The sequence below is a fragment of the Pseudomonas sp. RIT-PI-r genome (assembly GCF_001297015.1).
Lineage (GTDB): Bacteria > Pseudomonadota > Gammaproteobacteria > Pseudomonadales > Pseudomonadaceae > Aquipseudomonas.
This window is the reverse complement of record NZ_LIGE01000047.1, coordinates 1-20092: the sequence shown is the minus strand read 5'-3', so window position 1 is coordinate 20092 and position 20092 is coordinate 1. Positions and strand designations below refer to the sequence as shown.

The window sequence follows — 20092 nt, the reverse complement described above, 5'->3', positions numbered from 1 at the left end:
GTCAGGCGCGCAAAGAGCGCACAAGAAGTGTGTAAGGGTAAAAAAAGGATACCGGGTGGATAAGTAGCTTGCTAAGTAATATACTTACGTTCATGGTTGTTTGTAAATACCTTTGCCGCGTACCCAGCCCGTTACAAAAGTCGTTGCAAGGTTTGAAATTGTAGGCCGGGGAGCCGATCCGCGAGAGATCGCCCCCTCTTTATTCAGCGGATATTCAGCCATCCCTGAAACATCCTGTTTGAGGTTTTACTGTCATGGTCCGTCGTACCAAAGAGGAAGCTCAAGAAACCCGTAGCCAGATTCTGGAAGCGGCGGAGAAAGCCTTTTATGAAAGGGGCGTCGCTCGTACGACGCTGGCCGATATCGCGACAATGGCCGGTGTCACCCGTGGTGCCATCTACTGGCATTTCAGCAATAAAGCGGACCTGGTCCAGGCGATGCTCGACAGCCTGCATGAGCCACTGGATGAATTGGCCAAGGCCAGCGAGAGCGAAGACGAACTGGACCCGCTGGGCTGCATGCGCAAATTGCTGATTCATTTGTTTCATCAAGTTGCGCTGGACCCGAAGACCCGCCGCATCAACGAAATTCTGTTTCATAAGTGCGAGTTCACCGATGAAATGTGCGATTTGCGCCAGCAGCGCCGGGTGGCCAGTCTCGACTGCAACGAGCGCATCGGGCTGACCCTGCGTAATGCGGTGAATCGCGGCCAGTTGCCGGAAGATCTCGACACTGCCCGCGCGGCCATCAGCATTCACGCTTACATCGATGGCCTGCTGTATGGATGGCTTCTGGCGCCGGACAGCTTTGAGCTGCATGCCGAGGCTGAGCGTTGGGTCGATACAGGGTTGGATATGCTGCGCCTGAGCCCCAGCCTGCGCAAATGAAACAAAATGCGTAATTGGCACAGCTTATGTCAATTGGCCTGCCTTTACATACGTTTGCGGCGGGGAGTTTAAACGTAGCGAGCTAGGCATTTTGTAGGGAATTTGTGTCGTCTGTGTGAATGAGTGTGAGCCGCTTGCCCTCACCCTAGCCCTCTCCCAGAGGGAGAGGGGACTGAGCGAGGTGTTCTTGCGAGTTACACCGACGTGAGATATCAGGGCCAAACTCCAGATTTGAATAGCACACAGATCAGCTCCCTCTCCCTCGGGAGAGGGTTGGGCGGGCGGCGTTCCGATGAGGGGCTACGTAACAAGCCGCGCAATCACTCTCAGGCGAACACAAAAAAGCCCCCAACTCTCACAAGTCGGGGGCTTTTGCGTTTCTGTGTGTTGCCTATTACAGCGCCGGGTAGTCGATATAACCGACCGGCCCTTTACCGTAGAACAACTCCGGACGCGCATCATTCAAAGGCGCATCCGCCTTCAAGCGCGCCGGCAGATCCGGGTTGGCAATAAACGGCACACCAAACGCCACAGCGTCAGCCTTGCCACTGGCCAGCCATTCATTGGCGCTGTCTTTGGTGAACTTTTCGTTGGCAATGTACGGGCCACCGAACGCTTCTTTCAATTGCGGGCCGAGGCTGTCGGCGCCTTCTTTCTCACGGGAGCAGATGAACGCGATGCCGCGTTTGCCCAGTTCACGTGCGACGTAAGTGAAGGTTTCCGCCAGGTTGTCGTCACCCATGTCGTGGGAGTCAGCGCGCGGTGCCAGGTGCACACCGACACGGCCGGCGCCCCAGACTTCGATCGCAGCGTCAGTCACTTCCAGCAGCAGACGCGCACGGTTTTCCAGCGAGCCACCATAGTTGTCGGTGCGCTGGTTGGTGCTGCTTTGCAGGAACTGGTCGAGCAGATAACCGTTGGCGCCGTGGATTTCCACGCCGTCGAAACCAGCGGCCTTGGCGTTCTCGGCGCCGGTGCGGTAGGCATCGACGATGTCGGCGATTTCAGCGGTTTCCAGTGCACGCGGAGTCGGGTAGTCGGCCAGTGGACGCACCAGGCTGACGTGACCTTTCGGCTGGATGGCGCTCGGTGCCACCGGTGCTTCACCGTTGAGGTACGAAGGGTGGGAAACCCGGCCGACGTGCCACAGTTGCAGGAAGATCTTGCCGCCCGCGCCGTGAATCGCTTTGGTCACGTTGGCCCAGCCGCGCACTTGGTCGTTGGACCAGATGCCCGGGGTGTCCGGGTAGCCAACGCCCATCGGCGTTACCGAAGTGGCTTCGCTGAGGATCAGGCCAGCGGACGCGCGCTGTACGTAGTATTCAGCCATCAGCGCGTTCGGTACGCGGCCTTCGTCGGCGCGGCAGCGGGTCAGTGGGGCCATGATGATGCGGTTGGCCAGCTCGACGTCGCCGAGTTTGATCGGATCAAAAATAGTTGCCATGTCTACAACCCTCTTAAGTGAAAAGTTAATCAGTGAGTAGCGGGGGCCAGATCGGCGTTGCCGTTCTGACGGAAAGTGATCAGGGTCACCAGCAGGGCGAGCACGGCCAGGGCGGCGGCTGCGAGCGGCACGCTGGTCAGACCGTAGCCGTGGGCGATGACGCTGCCACCAACCCAGGCGCCAAGAGCATTGCCGACGTTGAAGGCGCCGATGTTCAGGGTCGACACCAGGTTGGGTGCAGCCTTGCCGAAGGTCACCACGTTGACTTGCAGCGCCGGCACGGCGGCAAAACACGCGGTGGCCCAAAGGAACAGGGTGATTTCGGTCGGGATCAGCGCGACGCTGGTCCAGGTCAGCACGGTGGAAACCACGGCCATCGCAATGAACACGCCGATCAGCGTGGCGGCCATGCCTTTGTCGGCGAGCTTGCCGCCGATGATGTTGCCGACGGTCAGGCCCAGGCCGATCAGCATCAGCGTCCAGGTCACGCCACGCGGCGACACGCCGGTGACTTCACCGAGCAGCGGGGCGACGTAGGTGAACAGAGTGAAGACGGATGCGGCGAACAGTGCGGTCATGCTCAGCGACAGCCAGATCCCCGCACCTTTAAGGGCGGCGAGTTCGGCGCGCATGTCGAGTTTTTCTTCATCACGCTTGGCCGGCAGGAAGCGGATCAGGCCGATCAGCGCAATCACACCAATGACGGTCACCGCCCAGAAGGTCGAGCGCCAGCCGTATTGCTGACCCAGCGCAGTGCCCAGCGGTACACCGAGGACGTTGGCCAAGGTCAGGCCGGTAAACATCAACGCCACCGCCGACGCACGCTTGTTGGCCGGCACCAGATTGGCCGCCACCACCGAACCGATACCGAAGAACGCACCGTGGCACAGCGCGGTGATCACGCGGGCAAACATCAGCACGTTGTAATCGCTGGCGATGGCGCAGAGCAGGTTGCCGACAATAAAAATGCCCATCAACGCGACCAGTGCTGCTTTACGCGGCAACTTGGCGGTGGCCATTGCCATGAACGGTGCACCGATTGCCACGCCGAGGGCGTAACCGGTCACCAGCCAGCCGGCGCCGGGGATCGACACACCGAGGTCGGCCGCCACATCGGGCAACAGGCCCATGATGACGAATTCGGTGGTGCCGATGGCGAAGGCGCTCAAGGCGAGGATGAGTAGCGAGAGGGGCATGCGTGTTTCCTTGTCGGCTGGCTGACGTTAAGGGTCAGAGCTCTTTACTGAGGGTGCTGAGGAACGCCTGGATCACGTCCTCGTTACGTTTGAAAAAATGCCACTGACCGGCCTTCTGGCTGCTGATCAGACCGGCGCGTTGCAACGTTGCGAGGTGCGCAGAAACAGTCGACTGCGACAGGCCGCAGCGTTGATCGATCTGTCCGGCGCAAATGCCGTACTCGTGGTTGTGCAACTGTTCTGGAAATTCGTTCTTCGGGTCTTTCAGCCAGTTGAGGATGTCTCGCCGTACTGGGTGCGCCAGGGCTTTTATTATTTCGTCGAGGTCGAGGTTCATGGCAGGTGCTCACAATGTGTACAACGCTATATCGCGATGTGGCGAAATATAAATCGTTAGATCGCGATACACCAATATGATTTTGATCTGACGTCAGCATAAATTGGTATATCGCGTTATAACGATACAGGGGTGTATGGCTTATGGGCCGCAGTGCTAAGCTGCGCCCATGAACTATCTCGCACATTTACACCTTGGTGGCCAGCGCCCCGGGCAACTGCTCGGCAGTCTGTATGGCGATTTCGTCAAAGGCCGGCTGCAAGGGCAGTTTGCGCCGGAGGTGGAAGCGGCGATTCAACTGCATCGCCGAATTGACGTATTTACCGATCGCCATCCGTTGGTGGACATCGCCTTGGGGCGGTTTACCGAGACGCGGCGGCGTTATGCCGGGATCGTGCTCGATGTGTTTTTCGATCATTGCCTGGCGCGGGACTGGAAGCTGTATGCCGAGCAGCCGCTGGAGGTTTTCACCGCTGACGTTTATCGGGTATTGACCCACGAACGGCAGTTGCCCGACCGCCTGGCGAAGATCGCCCCGCACATGGTGGCCAATGACTGGTTGGGTTCGTATCAGCAGTTTGAAGTGCTGGAGCAGGTGCTGCGCGGGATCTCGCGGCGGTTGAGCCGGCCCGAGGAACTGGCGGGGGCGATGCAGGAATTGCGGCGGTTATATGAGCCGTTGAGTGAGGATTTCGCTTTGTTTTACCCACAACTTCAGGACTTCGCACAATCCCCCCAGACATCGCAGATCTAATGTGGGAGTGAGCCTGCTCGCGATAGCGGTACATCAGGCAACATCGATGTGACTGACCCACCGCTGTCGCGAGCAGGCTCACTCCTACAGGGGATTTGTGTTTTCAGGCGGCAATCAATTCGCCTGCACGACGCGGTTCGGCCGGTTTCGCCACCTCGCCAAACAACGCCTTCTGTACCGCCTGCTGCGCTTCAAACGCCAGCGCAGCACGCTCTCGCCCTTGACAGGCAATCGGCTTGAGCAGGTGCACTTCAACATCGCCGCAATCGTTGCTGAACAGGCGCATCAGGTGCGACAGCAGATCGTCGTCACCAATGAACGGTGCCAGCCCATCGATTTCGCCATCGCGCAGATAACGGATCGCCACCGGTTGCAGCATCACCTCGGAATCAATCGCCGCCGCCAGCAAACGACCATGAAAGGTACGCAGTGAGCGGCCATCGGTGGTGGTGCCTTCCGGGAACATCAGCAGCGGGTGAGCGGTTTGCAGGTGACGGGTCATCTGCTTGCGGATCAACTGGCTGTCGCCCGAACCGCGACGGATGAACAGGCTGCCGGCCTTCGCCGCGAGCCAACCGGCCACCGGCCAGGTGCGCACTTCGGCCTTGGACAGAAACGACAGCGGCGTGAGCATCCCGAGCAGCGGAATATCCGTCCACGACACATGATTGCTGACCCACAGCATCGGCTGTTTCGGCAACTCGCCATGAACCGTCACGCGAAAGGGCAGGGCATTGCTCAGGCGTGCCATGAAGAAGCGCGACCAACGCTGACGCCGCTCCATCGAATGCGCCAGACCGATGCGTTCAAACACGCCGAAGACGCTGGCCATGGTCAACCCCAGCGACACCACCAGCAGCACCCGCGCGATCCGCGCGTACACCCGCAACCGGCTCATCACACGGCCGCCTTGAAGTGCTTGGCGTAGCGCGGGCAGAGTTCGTCGCGTTTGAGCAGGATAAACACGTCGGCGACCTGGAAGTCTTCGTCCCAGCACGGCTCACCGCAGATCTTCGCGCCCAGACGCATGTAAGCCTTGAGCAGCGGCGGCATTTCGGCGATCACGTTCGACGGAATATCCAGCGTCGGCAGCGGATTTTTCGGCTCGGCGCGCAAGTGTTCGGTGCACAGATACCGTTCGCGCAGACGCTGCATGATCGCGTGGGCCTGAATGCCGCCGTCCTGCATCGGGATGCTCGCGCAACCCATCAGATAGCTGTAGCCGCCCTGATTCAGCACTTCGGCCAACTCGCCCCACAACACCGCGATGGTGCCACCGTTGCGGTACGCCGGGTCGACGCAGGTGCGGCCGATTTCGAGGATCGGGCCTTGCAGATGCGCGAGGCCGTGCAGGCTGAATTCTTCTTCGCTGTAGAACTTGCCGAGGCTGCTGGCGGCGGTGTGATCGAGCAGACGCGTGGTCGCCACCAGACGGCCGGTGTTCAAATCACGCACGCCGATGTGGCTGCAGTGAACATCATAATCATCCATGTCCAGACCCAGTTCCGCGCCTTTCAGTTTGGCGTTGAACTCGCCGCTGAACACGTTGAATCGCAGGGCCTGGGCTTGCTGCAAGGCCTCGGCGCCGATCAGGCGTTCGGCTTGCAGGCGGCGTTCATTGCCGGTGTCGCTGATGCGGGCGATCTGAGTCATGTGAATCTCCGTACGGGCCTTTAACCCGTCGTGGGTTGCAGCCGATCGACTTTCTTTATGCAGCCGTGTTGTGCAAAGTCAGGCTATGTAGCCCCGGTGTCATCGCCATGAACGTTCGGTGATGCTTATATGACAGCCCACAAGGAGCCTCCTATGCCCTGGCCAGATCTGCTGCACAGCCGTGAACGATTGCCCGCCGTCGCTGACCTCGCCGAGGGTTTTGCGACGTTGTTGCAGCAGTTGGGCAACGTCACGCCGTTCGAATTGGCGGTCGCCGGCGGGCGGCGGATGGCGACGCCGGGGCTGGCGTTTCTGGTCGGTTATCAGGCGGCATTGCGCATGCTCTGGCCGAGCGCGCCGCTGAGCCTCGGTGCGTTGTGTGCGACCGAACAGCGCAGTCTGCGTCCGGCAGACATGCACACGCGCCTCACCGATTTACGCTTGAGTGGGCGCAAGGATTTCGTCACGGCCGGCGATGCGGCGGACTGGCTGCTGATTGCTGCGCGCAGCGAAGAACCCGGTGAAACGCCGCGCCTGAGTCTGGCCGTGGTCTATCCCGGCGAACCCGGCGTGACCGTGGAAAAACTGCCGGCGCTGCCGTTGATGCCGGACATCAGTCATGGCCGCTTGCTGCTTGATGGCGCGTTGTGCGAGTTGTTGGCGGGGGATGGTTGGGATGCTTACGTCAAACCGTTTCGCACGCTGGAAGATGTCTATGTGCTGAGCGCGATGACCGCGTGGCTGTATGGCGTCGGACAGGACAGCGACTGGCCGCAAGCGCTGCAATTGCGTTTGCTGGCGCTGTTGGCCGGGTGTGCGGAGGCGAGCCGGCAACCGCCGAACAATCCGGCCGGGCATGTGTTGTTGGCTGGGTTGTTTGTGCAGTTTGAGTCGCTCAAGGCTGAGGTTGATCAGGCGTTGGCTGACGGGCCGGCAGAATGGGCGCAGATGTGGCAACGCGATCAAGGCGTGATGCAGTTGGCGGCGGGGGCTAGGGCCAAGCGGTTGGCCAAGGCTTTGGCGGCGGGCTGAAGGGTCTCATCGCGAGCAGGCGAAGGCCTACAGTTGATTGAGTTTCGTCAGTTGAAATGCGATCCCCTGTAGGAGTGAGCCCGCTCGCGATAGCAATCTAAATAACACCGCATACTTGTCATAAACCCAGACTAGTCTCAGCAGGTTCATTCCCAGAGCCCTCCCCATGTGCAAAGGCCTGTCGCTGTTCCTGCTGCTGATCAGCTTCACCGTCCACGCCGAACAATGGCCGGGTAACGATTGGCCAATCGGCACGACGATCACCGATACCGGGGCGTTGGACAGTTACCTCTTCCCGCCCCGCGACGATGCAACCCGCAAAGGCATCCGCACCGATGCCCTGCTGATCATCCACGACGGCCAGATTATCTATGAACGCTACGCCGGCCCGACCACCGAACACACCCCGCACCTGACCTGGTCGATCAGCAAGAGCCTGATGGCCACCGTGCTCGGTGTGGCGTACAGCGAAGGCCTGTTCAAACTCGAAGACCCGGCCGCAAAGTTTTACCCGCCACTGGCAAAACACCCGGATATAAAATTCGCCGATTTGCTCCACTGGGCTTCGGGCATCGACTGGCAGGAAGACTACGAATACGCGCCGCTGAAATCCTCGGTGGTGGCGATGCTCTACACCCGAGGTCATCGCGACATGGCCGCGTTCACTGCCGAGCAAGACAGCTACGCTGAGCCGGGGCAGGCCTTCCGTTACTCCAGCGGCGACAGCAATCTGCTCGCCGCCGCATTGAAAAACATCGTCGGCCCGCAGCGCTATCCCGACTATCCGTGGACAGCGCTGTTTGAGCCTTTGGGCATCCGCCACGCCGTGTGGGAAACCGATGCGATGGGCACTTTTGTCGCTTCGTCTTACGCCTATCTCACCGCACGGGATCTGGCGCGAGTCGGGCTGTTGATGGCCCGCGACGGGCGTTGGGATGACCAGCAGTTGCTACCCAAGGATTGGCTCGCGTTCAACCTGCAACCGTTCGCCGGTTACAAGGCCCATCAGGACGAAGCCGTGCCCGGCGGACAGTGGTGGCTCAATCGTGCACCGGATGGCACGGACTCTTCGTGGCCCGACGCACCGCCCGACACCTTCGCTGCTCTCGGTCACTGGGGGCAGGCGTTGTATGTGATTCCCAGCGAGAAACTGGTGATCGTGCGTTACGCCGATGATCGCGAAGGCAGCTACCGCCACAACGAATTGCTCAAACGTGTGCTGAAGGCGGTGCGGCCATGAAGCGCTTTTTGCTGTTACTGCTGGTTTTGCTGCTCGGCTGGGTCGTCTACGAGCGCGAAGATCTGTGGGCCTTCCCGGACATCATCAGTGCCTACACCGCCAAGGAGTATTGTTCGTGCCGCTACGTGATGAACAACGATGCCGAATACTGCCGTGGCTACGTGAAACAGTGGCTGCCGACCAGCGACTTCAGCGATGACAGCGCCAGTAAAACCATCACCGTCAGCGGCATGGGCCGCAGCAACAGCGCCCAGTGGCAAAGCGAACGCCGGGGCTGCCGCCTCAATCCCTGACCACACCCAATCGTCCCTGTAGGAGTGAGCCTGCTCGCGATGGCGGTGTGTCAGTCAACATAATTGTTATCTGAGACACCGCCATCGCGAGCAGGCTCACTCCTACAAGGGGATATGTTGATCCTGGAAGCGGGGTTCCACTCTGTGGAACCACATTCGATTGTCCTTGCGCGCGTCTCGCGGTTATCTGGCGGTGAGCACGACCTGCCTTTCAACGTGTCGTGAATTCATTGCAAACAACAAGACCGGGAACACCCGCGCGAGGAGAACCGTCATGCCCCGACATCAGCATATTCTGGCCTGGCTCAACGATGTGGCCCGCGACCTGCACGCCACCCGCCAGGACATCCACGCCCACCCCGAACTGGGTTTTGAAGAAAACCGTACCTCGGCGCTGGTCGCCAAATCCCTCGAAAGCTGGGGCTACGAAGTCCACACCGGCATCGGCAGAACCGGCGTCGTCGGTGTGCTGCGCAATGGCAGCAGTTCGCGCAAACTCGGCTTGCGCGCCGACATGGATGCCTTGCCGATCATTGAAAACACCGGCGCCGCCTACAGCAGTAAACATCAGGGCTGCATGCATGCCTGCGGTCACGACGGGCATACTGCGATGCTGCTCGGTGCCGCGCGTTATCTGGCGGCGACACGGCAGTTCGACGGCACCCTCACGCTGATTTTCCAACCGGCGGAAGAAGGTCAGGGCGGCGCCGAAGCGATGCTCGCCGACGGTCTGCTCGAACGCTTTCCGTGCGATGCATTGTTCGGTATGCACAACATGCCGGGCCTGCCTGCCGGGCACTTGGGTTTTCGCGAAGGGCCGATGATGGCTTCGCAGGACTTGCTCAACGTGGTCATCGAAGGCGTCGGCGGTCACGGCTCGATGCCGCACCTGACGGTCGATCCGCTGGTCGCCGCCGCCAGTGTGGTGATGGCATTGCAAACGGTGGTCGCGCGCAACATCGATGCGCAGCAGGCGGCGGTGGTCACCGTCGGCGCGCTGCAAGCGGGGGAGGCGGCCAACGTTATCCCGCAACAGGCAATCCTGCGCCTGAGCCTGCGCGCGCTGAATGCCGATGTGCGCGAGCAGACCCTCAATCGCGTGCGCAACATCATCGAAACCCAGGCGCAAAGCTTCGGCTGTACCTCGACAATCGAACACCGCCCGGCCTATCCGGTGCTGGTCAACCACGCCGCCGAAACCGAGTTCGCCCGCCAGGTCGGCGTCGAGCTGGTGGGCGCCGATGCCGTCGACGGCAACACTCCCAAACTGATGGGCAGCGAAGACTTCGCCTGGATGCTTCAGCGTTGCCCCGGCGCCTACCTGTTCATCGGCAACGGCGTGTCGCGGCCGATGGTGCACAACCCGGCTTACGACTTTAACGACGACATCCTGCTGACGGGCGCAGCGTATTGGGGCGCGTTGACCGAGAGCTGGCTCAAGCCGGCCTGACTTCTTCACTTTTTGCTGCCGCTGAACCCCGGGCCCACGTGCGCCCGGGTGATCACCCAACAGCTTTATGGAGAATCCGCCATGCAGGTTTCGAGCACAGGTGTTTCGCGTACCCGGCAAGTGGTCGCTGCGGTTATCGGCAACGCGCTGGAATGGTATGACTTCATCGTTTACGGCTTTCTGGCGAGCATCATCGCTCGGCAGTTCTTTCCCTCCGAAGATGGCTACGCCTCGCTGTTGATGGCGCTGGCGACCTTCGGCGTCGGTTTCTTCATGCGCCCGGTCGGCGGCATCCTGCTCGGCATGTATTCCGACCGCAAAGGCCGCAAAGCGGCGATGCAGCTGATCATCCGCCTGATGACCGTGTCGATCGCCCTGATCGCGTTTGCGCCAAGCTACGCCGCCATCGGCATGGGCGCGCCGCTGCTGATCGTCGTTGCGCGCATGCTGCAAGGTTTCGCCACCGGCGGCGAATACGCCAGCGCCACGGCGTTTCTGGTGGAGAGCGCGCCGGCTCATCGCAAAGGTTTGTACGGTTCGTGGCAACTGGTCGGGCAATGCCTCGCGGTGTTTGCCGGCGCGGCCATGGTGGCGCTGGTTACCCATGTGTTTTCACCCGAGGCGCTGGACACCTGGGGCTGGCGTATTCCATTCGTGATCGGTCTGTTGATCGGCCCGGTCGGCTTGTGGATTCGCAAGCACATGGAAGAACCGGAAGAGTTTCTTCAAGCACGTAAAAAAGCCAAAGGCGCAGCGCCGGGCCTGTGGCAAGTGATCCGCGAGCACCGCCGCAGCCTGCTGGTGTCGATGGGTTTGGCCAGCGGCGCGACGGTGTCGTTTTACGTGGTGCTGGTGAACATGCCGACCTTCGCTCACACCAACCTCGGCTTGCCGTTGGATCAGGTGCTGCTGGTGCAGATGCTCGCGGTGGCGTTGATGACGGTGGTAATTCCGTTCTCCGGCGCACTGTCGGATCGTGTTGGCCGTCGGCCGGTGTTGATGGCGTTCACGTTAGCGTTTTTCGTGATGATTTATCCGCTGTATGTGTGGGTCGCGGCGGCCCCGTCGATCGAGCGCTTGCTGGTGATGCAACTGCTGCTGTGCAGTGCAATTGGCGGTTTCTTCGGCCCGGCGCCGACGGCACTCGCCGAGCAGTTTCCGATTGAAGTGCGCTCCACCGGCGTGTCTGTCGCCTACAACGTGGCGGTGATGGTGTTCGGCGGCTTCGCACCGCTGATCGTCACCTGGCTGAGCAAGGTCTTGAACACGCCGGTGGCGCCGTCCTTCTATGTGTTGTTCGCTTGCCTGCTGACCTTGCTCGGTACTTACTGTCTGCAAGAGGCGCCGCGCGCGAAGAAATCCGTTGCGCTGAATGTGGGAGTGAAACCGTGAAACCTTTAGCGATTGATCCGATTGTCGCCCTCGACGCCGATGCGCTGTCCCGGGCAATCCATGCGCGCCAGGTGTCGTGCCGTGAAGTGATGCAGGCCTATCTGACGCATATCGAACGCTTCAACCCACAGGTCAATGCGCTGGTTTCGCTGCGTCCGGCCGAGGACGTTTTACGTGAGGCCGATGAGTGCGACCGGCAACTCGATCGCGGCCAGTCCAAAGGCTGGATGCACGGCATGCCGCAGGCGATCAAGGACTTGGCGGCCACTGACGGTCTGCGCACTACTATGGGTTCGCCGTTGTTCGCCGAGCAGGTGCCGCAGCACGATGCGATCAGCGTGGCGCGCGTACGTGCCTGCGGCGCGATCATCATCGGCAAGAGCAACGTGCCGGAGTTCGGCCTCGGTTCGCAGACCTACAACCGCGTGTTCGGCACCACTACCAATGCCTACGATGCAAGCCGGATTGCCGGTGGCAGCAGCGGCGGCGCCGCGGTGGCGCTGGCATTGCGTCTGCTGCCGGTGGCCGATGGCAGCGACATGATGGGCTCGTTGCGCAACCCGGCGGCGTTCAACAACGTCTTCGGTTTTCGCCCGTCGCAAGGCCGCGTACCACACGGGCCGACGCCGGAAGTGTTCGTTCAGCAACTGGCCACCGAAGGGCCGATGGGCCGCAGCGTCACCGACGTCGCACGCCTGCTGTCGACGCAGGCCGGCTACGATCCCCGCGTGCCACTGTCGCTGAAAGATGAGCCGGGTCATTTTGCTGAAGGCCTGCCAAAGGATTTCAGCGACGTACGCATTGGCTGGCTCGGCGACTACAACGGCTATCTGCCGATGGACGACGGGGTGTTGAGTCTGTGCGAATCGGCGCTGGCGGATTTCACTGCGTTGGGTTGTCAGGTCGAGGCGTGCCAGCCGGATTTCTCCATGGAGCGTTTATGGCAAACCTGGCTGACCCACCGGCATTTTCTGGTGCAGGGCAGCCTTGGCGCGGCGTATGCCGATCCGCGCAAACGCGAAATGCTCAAACCTGAGGCACAGTGGGAAATCGAGGGCGGTTTACGCCTGAGCGCTGCCGATGTCTACAAAGCCTCGGTCGATCGCAGTGAGTGGTATCGCGCCCTGAGCGAATTGTTCGAGCGTTACGATTTCCTGCTGTTGCCGACCGCGCAAGTGTTCCCTTTTGATGCACAACAGCCATGGCCGCGCGTGGTCGGCGGGCAGACCATGGACACCTATCACCGCTGGATGGAAGTGGTCATCGGGCCGACGTTGGCGGGGTTGCCGAGCATCAGCGTGCCAGTCGGATTCAACCCGGCGGGGCTGCCGATGGGCCTGCAAATCATCGGCCCGGCGCAGGCTGACCGGGCGGTGCTGCAACTGGCGTATGCCCACGAACAACTGACCCGTTGGGTCGAACGCTGCCCGCCGCCATGCCTGCAATCAGCCTGAGCGGCCCGCATCTTGCTGCAAAAAGTGCTCATCCATCTGCGCGCAGGGAGATCGAACACATGGGCAGCAAAGCGGATACCGGCAGCGTGCGTTCGGTGGAACGGGCGCTGGCCATTGTCGAATTGCTCGGCGAGCATCAGGCGCTGGGGCTGGAGGAATTGCACTACCTCACCAGCCTGCCCAAAGCCACGGTGTCGCGGATGCTGGCGACGTTGCAGGAACAGGGCTGGATCTATCGCGGCCTCAGTGACCGCCGTTACCGCTTGTGTGCCAAGCGCCTGTTTGGCGATCGTCAGCAGCGCTTCAAGCGACATTTGGTGGAGAGCGCGGCGCCGATGTTGCTGGAGCTGTGCGAGCGCACCGGGCTGGTCGCGGATCTGTCGTGCTTCGATGGCGAACGGGTCGAGGTGATGGAGAGCGCGATTCCGCAGGTGTTGCGCAAGCGTTATCCGAACAACTGCCAGATCGTCGGGCATCACGCCAGTCTGTTTCATTCGGCGATGGGGCGGGCGTGTCTTGGCGAGTTGGAAAGTGATGAGGTCGAGCGGCTCGCCGAGCGTGAGCAGTTGAGCGATGAAGGTTTGTTTCGTGTGACCGAGCAGGCCTTGCATCAAGGCTTTGGTCAGCGTACCGAAGGCTATTGGGAATACCCGGTGCGTTTGCCCTTTCTGATTCGCGCGGTGGCGCTACCGATCCGTGCGCAAGGCAAATTGGTGGGCAGCATGGCGCTGCACTGGCCGATGGATCAGGCGCCGGTGGAGCGGGTGTTGAGCCTGCATTTGAATAGCCTGGCGGCGACGATTGGCGATGTGCAGCAGGTATTGGCCTGACAGCCAAAAGATCGCAGCCTGCGGCAGCTCCTACATCAAGCACTGTTCCCCTGTGAGAACGGCGGTGTCACGATTCGACAGAAGGCATATCTATTGGCTGGCGGTACGTTTCCCCGTGCGAGCCCGCCCCCACATTAGAAATGTATTCCCCCTGTAGGAGCTGCCGCAGGCTGCGATCTTTTGCTCTGGATGTTTGCAATAACCCCATGGCCAGTTAAGGTTCGTGCAGGTTTATCGCCCCCACGAGTCCTCAATGTTCAACCGCTCCCTCATTGCATCCCTGTCCAGCCTGCTGCTGGCCACCCTCGCGCTGCCGGCGCAGGCCAATTGGTATCTGGACGGCGAGTCGTCGCGGCTGTCGTTCGTCAGTACGAAAAACGCCAGTATTTCCGAAGTGCAGCGTTTTCTGGTGCTGCACGGCAAGGTCGATCCCAACGGTCGCGCCGAAGTCGAGGTTGAGCTGGACTCGATCAACAGCGGCATCCCGCTGCGCGACGAGCGCATGCGCAAGGAGCTGTTCCAGATCGAGCAATTCCCCGAAGCGACCATTACCACCCAGATCGACCTGCGCCCGATCAACGATCTGGCCCCCGGCGCGCAACTGGAATTGCGCCTGCCGCTGACCGTCAACCTGCACGGCAAGCAACATGAATACCCGGCCGAACTCTTGGCAACGCGCCTTGATGATCGCCGCTTTCAGGTGGTGACGCTGGAGCCGCTGGTGATCAACGCCGAGGATTTCGATCTGCTGCCAGGGCTGGAAAGCCTGCGCAAACTCGCCGATCTGTCGGCCATCAGCCTGTCGGTGCCGGTGGGTGCGGTGCTGATCTTCACGGCGCGCTGACATGCGCGGCGCAGTGTTCCCATGGCGTGACGGTAATCGGTTCGAGCTGTTGATCGATGGCCCGCAATTCTTCCCGCGCATGCTTGAGCAGATCGCCGCTGCCAAGGAGCAGATCGAACTCGAGCTGTATCTGGTCGAGGCCGGCGCCTGTGCCGAAACCATCGTCCAGGCGCTGGTGCTGGCGGCCGAGCGCGGCGTGCGCGTGCGCTGTCTGTTCGATGATTACGGCAGCCTCGCGTTCACCTTCAATCTGCGTCAGCGCCTGACCCACGCCGGGGTGGAACTGCGCTTCTATAATCGGCTGAACTGGCGGCGCTGGGTCGGCAATTTCTATCGCGATCACCGCAAATTGCTGCTGGTCGATCAATGTCTGGCGGTGGTCGGTGGCACCGGTGTCACCGATGAGTTCTGGACGCCGGGCCATGACAGCAGCGAATGGCACGAAGTGATGGTCGAGATCAGCGGGCCGTTGGTGATCGACTGGCAATTACTGTTTGATCGCCAATGGATCGCTAACCGCTACCGCCGCGCCTGGCGTCCGGCCGCACATTTCGGTCTGCCACGGTTACCGCGCGTGCCGGACAAGGGCGAGGGCATGGGCCGCGTGGCGTATGCCGACGCCCGCCAGCACCGCGACATTCTGCAGTCGCTGTTCCGCGCCTTGAACAGTGGGCAAAAACGCATCTGGATGGCCACGCCGTATTTCCTGCCAACGTGGAAAATCCGCCGCTCCCTGCGCAAGGCTGCCGCGCGCGGTGTTGATGTGCGGTTGCTGCTGACCGGGCCGCGCACCGATCACCCGTCAGTGCGCTACGCCGGGCATCGTTACTACCCGCGCCTGCTCAAGGCCGGGGTGCAGATATTCGAATATCAGCCGTGCTTTTTGCATTTGAAAATGGTGCTGGTGGACGATTGGGTGAGCATCGGTTCGTGCAACTTCGACCACTGGAACCTGCGCTTCAATCTGGAGGCGAATCTGGAGGCGCTGGATCCGGCGTTGACGGCAGCGGTAGAGGCGAGTTTTGTGAAGGACTTCGGGCTGAGTCAGCAAGTGAGTCTGGAAGAGTGGCAGCGCCGGCCGTTGTGGCGGCGGGTCAAGCAGCGGGTGTGGGGCTGGGTGGATCGGGTGGTGGTCAATATCCTCGACCGCCGCGGTTAAATTAACGCTGCAAAACCAATGTAGGAGTGAGCCTGCTCGCGATAGCGGTGTGTCAGTCAGCATTGAATTAGCTGAATGACCGCTATCGCGAGCAGGCTCACTCCTACAAGGGGACTGCGTTGTCGGTTACAGCAACTCGAAGCTCTGCTGCGTCACGTCCTGCGAATCCAGGCCGATCTGCACGTTGAACTTGCCCGGCTCTGCCGCGTATTTGAGCTGGGCGTTGTAGAACTTCAGGTCATCCTCGGTGATGGTGAAGTGCACGACTTTCTGTTCGCCGGCCTTGAGCATGATTTTCTGGAAGTTCTTCAGTTCCTTCACCGGGCGGATCATCGAACCGGTGACGTCCTGAATGTACAACTGCACCACGGTTTCGCCGTCACGCTTGCCGGTATTTTTCAGCATGACGCTGGCGTCGAGCTTGCCGGTGGCGTTCAGGGTGGTCGACGACAGCGCCATGTCGCTCAGGGTGAACTGGGTGTAGCTCAGGCCATACCCGAACGGGAACAGGGGACCTGTGGTGTCATCGAAATACTGCGAGGTGTAGTTGCCCGGTTTGCCCGGCGTGAACGGCCGGCCAATGCTCAGGTGGTTGTAGTAGGTCGGGATCTGGCCCACGGAGCGCGGGAAGGTCACCGGCAGTTTGCCCGACGGGTTGTAGTCGCCGAACAGCACGTCAGCGATAGCGTTGCCGCCCTCGGTGCCGCTGAACCAGGTTTCCAGAATCGCGTCAGCCGACTGGTTCTCTTCGAGGATGGTCAGCGGACGGCCGTTCATCAGCACCAGCACCAACGGTTTGCCGGTGGCTTTCAACGCACGGATCAGCTCGCGCTGGTTTTCCGGGATGTTCAGATCGGTGCGGCTGGAGGATTCGTGGGACATGCCACGGGATTCGCCCACGGCGGCGACGATCACGTCAGCGTCCTTGGCGGCTGTTACCGCTTCGTCGATCAGCACCTTGGCCGGGCGCGGGTCATCGACAACTTCCGGCGCATCGAAGTTGAGGAAGTTCAGGTAGTCGAGGACCTTCTTGTCGCTGGTGATGTTGGCGCCACGGGCGTAGATCAGGTTCGACTTGTTGCCGATCACCGAGCTCATGCCATCGAACAGTGTCACCGATTGCGCCGGCTTACCCGCTGCGGCCCAGCTGCCCATCATGTCGATCGGTGCTTTGGCCAATGGGCCGACCAGCATGACTTTTGCGTCTTTCTTCAGCGGCAGGGTTTCGTTCTGGTTCTTCAGCAATACCAGGCTGCGTCGCGCCACTTCACGGGCCTCGGCGCGGTGCAGACGGCTCTCGGCGTAGGTGTCGACCGGATCATCTTCAGCCTTGCCGATGCGCAGGTACGGATCCTTGAACAGGCCCATGTCGTACTTGGCGGCGAGCACTTCACGCACCGCGTTGTCGATGTCCTTCTGTTCGATCTCGCCGGCCTTGAGCAGCCCCGGCAGCTCTTTGCCGTAGAGGGTGTCGTTCATGCTCATGTCGATACCGGCCTTGATCGCCAGTTTCGCTGCTTCACGACCGTCGCGGGCGACGCCGTGTTTGATCAGTTCGAAGATCGCGCCGTGGTCGCTGACCGCCAGGCCCTTGAAGCCCCAGTCACGACGCAACAGGTCGTTCATCAGCCAGGTGTTGGCCGTGGCCGGAATGCCGTTGATCGAGTTCAACGCGACCATCACACCACCGGCACCCGCATCAATCGCGGCGCGGTACGGCGGCAGATAATCCTGGTACATCTTCACCGGGCTCATGTCGACGGTGTTGTAGTCGCGACCGCCTTCAACCGCGCCATACAGGGCGAAGTGCTTGACGCTGGCCATGATGCTGTCGGCGGCGCTCGGGGTGGCGCCCTGATAGGCACGAACCATCACGCCGGCGATGCGCGAGGTCAGGTAGGTGTCTTCACCGAAACCTTCGGAGCTGCGGCCCCAGCGTGGGTCGCGGGAGATGTCGACCATCGGCGCGAAGGTGATGTCGAGGCTGTCGGCGGCGGCTTCTTTCGCGGCAACACGGCCGGACTGGCCGATGGCATCCATGTCCCAGCTCGAGGCGAGGGCCAGCGGAATCGGGAAAATCGTCCGGTGACCGTGGATCACGTCGTAGGCAAAAAACATCGGGATCTTCAGGCGGCTGCGCATGGCAGCGTCCTGCATCGGACGGTTTTCCGGGCGGGTTATCGAGTTGAAGGTGCCGCCGATGTTGCCGGCCGCGATCTCTTTGCGGATCAGCTCGCGAGGCATTTCCGGGCCGATGCTGATCAGGCGCAACTGGCCGATCTTTTCATCGAGGGTCATTTGATTCATCAGGTTGCTGATGAACGCGTCCTTGTTTTCCAGGGGTACCGGGGTCGTGGCGGCCAATACTTGATGACTGGCCAGGCTGACGAACAGACCCAGCAAACACAGCTTCTTCATGAATATTTTTCTCAAGGGCACAAACGGCAATGCAATGCCGGCCAGCCAAAATTTAGGGAGCGACTATTGTTGTTCGGGTACAGGCTCAAAAAAGCAGAGCCAGAAACGGCAGCCGACACGGCGGCAGCGTGATCGCGCAGGGCACTTTTTAGCCCATTGGCGCGTCGTAATCCAGCAGCGCGGCCGATTATGCCCCAAGAGCCGGCGGAGAATGTTTCGCGCTCGGTTTTTATAATGAAATGTGCCAAGGAGCATCACTGCGATGAATGTAAGCCCAACCAATCGCTCGCGCTTGCAGGTCGCCACACTGCTGGTGCTGGCCACGCTGTTGACCGCGTGCGGCATCAACAATATCCCGACCCTCGACGAACAGGCCAAAGCCGCATGGGGCCAGGTGCAGAACCAGTATCAGCGCCGCGCCGACCTGATCCCCAACCTGGTGGAAACGGTGAAGGGTTACGCCGCTCATGAGCAGGAAACCTTGACCGCGGTGATCGAGGCTCGGGCGAAAGCTACGTCGATCCAGGTCGATGCCAGCACCCTCGACAATCCCGAGAAACTCAAACAGTTCCAGCAGGCGCAGGATCAACTGACCGGCGCGTTGAGCCGTTTGATGGTGGTCTCCGAGCGTTACCCGGACCTGAAGGCCAACCAGAACTTCCTCGCCCTGCAATCGCAACTCGAAGGCACCGAGAACCGCATCGCCGTGGCGCGCCGCGATTTCATTCTGGCGGTGCAGAAATACAACACCGAAATCCGCACCTTTCCCGGTCGTCTCTGGCACAGCGTGATGTACAGCGACCTGCCGATCCGCGAAACCTTCGAAGCCACCACGCCGGATGCCGATAAGGCACCCCAGGTCAAATTCTGAAAACAAACCTGTGTAGGAGCTGCCGAAGGCTGCGATCTTTTGACGTTGGTTTGTAAAAACGAGATCAAAAGATCGCAGCCTGCGGCAGCTCCTACAGCAGACGGTGGGGGTAATAGATGCGTGTGTTGAAGATGGGCCTGGTGCTGATGCTGTGGCTGTTCGCCGTCAGCGCCCGGGCCGAGTTGACGTTCCCGGCGCTGAGCGGGCGGGTGGTGGACGAAGCACAGATGCTCGAGCCGTCGGTGCGCGCGCAACTGAGCCAGCAGTTGCAGGCCCACGAGCAGGCGACCGGCGAGCAATTGGTTGTGGTCACCGTACCGGATCTGCAAGGCACCACCATTGAAGATTATGGCGTCCAGCTGGGCCGGCACTGGGGCATCGGCCAGAAGGACAAGAACAACGGCGCGCTGCTGATCGTCGCCCGTGACGAGCGCAAGGTGCGCATTGAAGTCGGTTATGGTCTGGAGGACCGGCTCACCGATGCGCAGAGTTCGGTGATCATCCATCAAGTCATCACCCCCGCGTTCAAGACCGGCAACTTCAGCAAAGGCATCAGCGACGGCGTCGCGGCGATGCTGGTAGTGCTCGGCGGTAATCCGCTGGGTGAGCCGTCGACGGTGTATGAATCGAGCGGTGAGCCGTCCGATGATTTCATCTCGCGGCACCCCGGTTTGTTCGTGTTTTTGGTGATGTTGTTCATCCTGACGGTGTTTGTCTGCCAGATGCTCGGTATCCTGCCCGCCGGCCGTGGCGGCGGGCAGGATACCGAGCATCTGGCAGACAAACACCGTCAGGATGAACAACATCACCAAAAACACGAACAAACCGGGGTGCCGCG

The 20092-nt window shown here is 60.9% G+C and carries 19 protein-coding genes; 13 read left to right on the top strand and 6 right to left on the bottom strand.

Annotated elements, in window-relative coordinates; translation table 11 throughout:
- The first annotated feature begins 254 nt into the window (after nucleotides 1–254).
- Complete coding sequence (gene emhR / locus AK821_RS27390) at nucleotides 255–887, top strand: efflux system transcriptional repressor EmhR (protein WP_064393039.1); 633 nt, start codon at nucleotides 255–257, stop codon at nucleotides 885–887.
- A 394-nt stretch (nucleotides 888–1281) separates the two neighbouring features.
- Here the strand turns inward: emhR and AK821_RS27385 are convergent, their stop codons facing one another.
- From AK821_RS27385 to AK821_RS27375, 3 genes are read right to left on the bottom strand one after another with little or no spacing between them, the layout of a single operon-like run.
- Nucleotides 1282–2331 carry an alkene reductase gene (locus AK821_RS27385; protein WP_064393038.1) on the bottom strand — a complete coding sequence of 350 codons (1050 nt, stop codon included), beginning with the start codon at nucleotides 2329–2331 and terminating at the stop codon, nucleotides 1282–1284.
- Nucleotides 2332–2360: 29 nt separating this feature from the next.
- Entirely contained in the window at nucleotides 2361–3527 is a 1167-nt protein-coding gene (locus AK821_RS27380; RefSeq protein WP_064119748.1) for an MFS transporter, read from the bottom strand.
- A 34-nt stretch (nucleotides 3528–3561) separates the two neighbouring features.
- Entirely contained in the window at nucleotides 3562–3864 is a 303-nt protein-coding gene (locus AK821_RS27375) for an ArsR/SmtB family transcription factor (protein ID WP_007917068.1), read from the bottom strand.
- Nucleotides 3865–4033: 169 nt separating this feature from the next.
- On the opposite strand from AK821_RS27375, the gene AK821_RS27370 reads away from it, so the two are divergent.
- Nucleotides 4034–4618 (top strand): acyl carrier protein phosphodiesterase, encoded by a 585-nt coding sequence (locus AK821_RS27370; protein WP_064393037.1) that lies wholly within the window; start codon nucleotides 4034–4036, stop codon nucleotides 4616–4618.
- A 103-nt stretch (nucleotides 4619–4721) separates the two neighbouring features.
- Here AK821_RS27370 and AK821_RS27365 read toward each other — a convergent pair whose 3' ends face one another.
- Together AK821_RS27365 and olsB are read right to left on the bottom strand one after the other, a co-directional pair.
- A complete protein-coding gene (locus tag AK821_RS27365; protein ID WP_064393036.1) occupies nucleotides 4722–5516 on the bottom strand; it encodes a lysophospholipid acyltransferase family protein in 795 nt (264 codons plus the stop codon).
- Nucleotides 5516–6271 (bottom strand): L-ornithine N(alpha)-acyltransferase, encoded by a 756-nt coding sequence (gene olsB, locus AK821_RS27360; protein WP_007916280.1) that lies wholly within the window; start codon nucleotides 6269–6271, stop codon nucleotides 5516–5518. The genes AK821_RS27365 and olsB overlap by 1 nt, the downstream gene beginning before the upstream one ends.
- 153 nt (nucleotides 6272–6424) lie before the next feature.
- Between olsB and AK821_RS27355 the strand changes: the two genes are divergently transcribed.
- From AK821_RS27355 to AK821_RS27315, 9 genes are all read left to right on the top strand, one after another.
- Entirely contained in the window at nucleotides 6425–7303 is an 879-nt protein-coding gene (locus AK821_RS27355; RefSeq protein WP_064393035.1) for an acyl-CoA dehydrogenase family protein, read from the top strand.
- Between the two features lie 166 nt (nucleotides 7304–7469).
- The gene (locus tag AK821_RS27350; protein ID WP_064393034.1) at nucleotides 7470–8543 is read left to right on the top strand and encodes a serine hydrolase domain-containing protein; all 1074 of its coding nucleotides are present in this window, start codon (nucleotides 7470–7472) and stop codon (nucleotides 8541–8543) included.
- The gene (locus AK821_RS27345) at nucleotides 8540–8836 is read left to right on the top strand and encodes a hypothetical protein (RefSeq protein WP_064393033.1); all 297 of its coding nucleotides are present in this window, start codon (nucleotides 8540–8542) and stop codon (nucleotides 8834–8836) included. Before AK821_RS27350 ends, AK821_RS27345 begins: the two co-directional genes overlap by 4 nt.
- 274 nt (nucleotides 8837–9110) lie before the next feature.
- Nucleotides 9111–10286, top strand: a complete 1176-nt coding sequence (locus AK821_RS27340) for a M20 aminoacylase family protein (protein WP_064393032.1) — start codon at nucleotides 9111–9113, stop codon at nucleotides 10284–10286.
- An 81-nt stretch (nucleotides 10287–10367) separates the two neighbouring features.
- Nucleotides 10368–11678 (top strand): citrate-proton symporter, encoded by a 1311-nt coding sequence (locus AK821_RS27335; protein ID WP_064393031.1) that lies wholly within the window; start codon nucleotides 10368–10370, stop codon nucleotides 11676–11678.
- Nucleotides 11675–13132 carry an amidase gene (locus AK821_RS27330; protein ID WP_064393030.1) on the top strand — a complete coding sequence of 486 codons (1458 nt, stop codon included), beginning with the start codon at nucleotides 11675–11677 and terminating at the stop codon, nucleotides 13130–13132. The genes AK821_RS27335 and AK821_RS27330 overlap by 4 nt, the downstream gene beginning before the upstream one ends.
- A gap of 59 nt (nucleotides 13133–13191) precedes the next feature.
- Nucleotides 13192–13962 (top strand): IclR family transcriptional regulator, encoded by a 771-nt coding sequence (locus tag AK821_RS27325; RefSeq protein ID WP_064393029.1) that lies wholly within the window; start codon nucleotides 13192–13194, stop codon nucleotides 13960–13962.
- Between the two features lie 253 nt (nucleotides 13963–14215).
- Nucleotides 14216–14806 (top strand): YceI family protein, encoded by a 591-nt coding sequence (locus AK821_RS27320; RefSeq protein ID WP_064393028.1) that lies wholly within the window; start codon nucleotides 14216–14218, stop codon nucleotides 14804–14806.
- 1 nt (nucleotide 14807) lies between these two features.
- The gene (locus AK821_RS27315) at nucleotides 14808–15965 is read left to right on the top strand and encodes a phospholipase D-like domain-containing protein (RefSeq protein WP_064393027.1); all 1158 of its coding nucleotides are present in this window, start codon (nucleotides 14808–14810) and stop codon (nucleotides 15963–15965) included.
- Nucleotides 15966–16091: 126 nt separating this feature from the next.
- Here the strand turns inward: AK821_RS27315 and bglX are convergent, their stop codons facing one another.
- Nucleotides 16092–18383: a beta-glucosidase BglX gene (gene bglX / locus AK821_RS27310; RefSeq protein WP_064393026.1), complete on the bottom strand. Its 2292-nt coding sequence runs from the start codon at nucleotides 18381–18383 to the stop codon at nucleotides 16092–16094.
- A 262-nt stretch (nucleotides 18384–18645) separates the two neighbouring features.
- On the opposite strand from bglX, the gene AK821_RS27305 reads away from it, so the two are divergent.
- On the top strand, nucleotides 18646–19254 hold the full coding sequence (locus tag AK821_RS27305) for a LemA family protein (RefSeq protein WP_064393025.1): 609 nt from the start codon (nucleotides 18646–18648) through the stop codon (nucleotides 19252–19254).
- 116 nt (nucleotides 19255–19370) lie between these two features.
- A partial coding sequence (locus AK821_RS27300) for a TPM domain-containing protein (protein ID WP_236708344.1) occupies nucleotides 19371–20092 on the top strand: 722 nt, incomplete at its 3' end.

Coding starts and splice junctions, on each gene's coding strand:
- AK821_RS27350 (WP_064393034.1), top strand. CDS start 7,470: ATGTGCAAAGGCCTGTCGCTGTTCCTGCTGCTGATCAGCTTCACCGTC.
- AK821_RS27320 (WP_064393028.1), top strand. CDS start 14,216: ATGTTCAACCGCTCCCTCATTGCATCCCTGTCCAGCCTGCTGCTGGCC.
- AK821_RS27385 (WP_064393038.1), bottom strand. CDS start 2,331: ATGGCAACTATTTTTGATCCGATCAAACTCGGCGACGTCGAGCTGGCC.
- emhR (WP_064393039.1), top strand. CDS start 255: ATGGTCCGTCGTACCAAAGAGGAAGCTCAAGAAACCCGTAGCCAGATT.
- AK821_RS27325 (WP_064393029.1), top strand. CDS start 13,192: ATGGGCAGCAAAGCGGATACCGGCAGCGTGCGTTCGGTGGAACGGGCG.
- AK821_RS27380 (WP_064119748.1), bottom strand. CDS start 3,527: ATGCCCCTCTCGCTACTCATCCTCGCCTTGAGCGCCTTCGCCATCGGC.
- AK821_RS27355 (WP_064393035.1), top strand. CDS start 6,425: ATGCCCTGGCCAGATCTGCTGCACAGCCGTGAACGATTGCCCGCCGTC.
- AK821_RS27370 (WP_064393037.1), top strand. CDS start 4,034: ATGAACTATCTCGCACATTTACACCTTGGTGGCCAGCGCCCCGGGCAA.
- AK821_RS27305 (WP_064393025.1), top strand. CDS start 18,646: ATGAATGTAAGCCCAACCAATCGCTCGCGCTTGCAGGTCGCCACACTG.
- olsB (WP_007916280.1), bottom strand. CDS start 6,271: ATGACTCAGATCGCCCGCATCAGCGACACCGGCAATGAACGCCGCCTG.
- AK821_RS27375 (WP_007917068.1), bottom strand. CDS start 3,864: ATGAACCTCGACCTCGACGAAATAATAAAAGCCCTGGCGCACCCAGTA.
- AK821_RS27345 (WP_064393033.1), top strand. CDS start 8,540: ATGAAGCGCTTTTTGCTGTTACTGCTGGTTTTGCTGCTCGGCTGGGTC.
- bglX (WP_064393026.1), bottom strand. CDS start 18,383: ATGAAGAAGCTGTGTTTGCTGGGTCTGTTCGTCAGCCTGGCCAGTCAT.
- AK821_RS27340 (WP_064393032.1), top strand. CDS start 9,111: ATGCCCCGACATCAGCATATTCTGGCCTGGCTCAACGATGTGGCCCGC.
- AK821_RS27335 (WP_064393031.1), top strand. CDS start 10,368: ATGCAGGTTTCGAGCACAGGTGTTTCGCGTACCCGGCAAGTGGTCGCT.
- AK821_RS27315 (WP_064393027.1), top strand. CDS start 14,808: ATGCGCGGCGCAGTGTTCCCATGGCGTGACGGTAATCGGTTCGAGCTG.
- AK821_RS27365 (WP_064393036.1), bottom strand. CDS start 5,516: ATGAGCCGGTTGCGGGTGTACGCGCGGATCGCGCGGGTGCTGCTGGTG.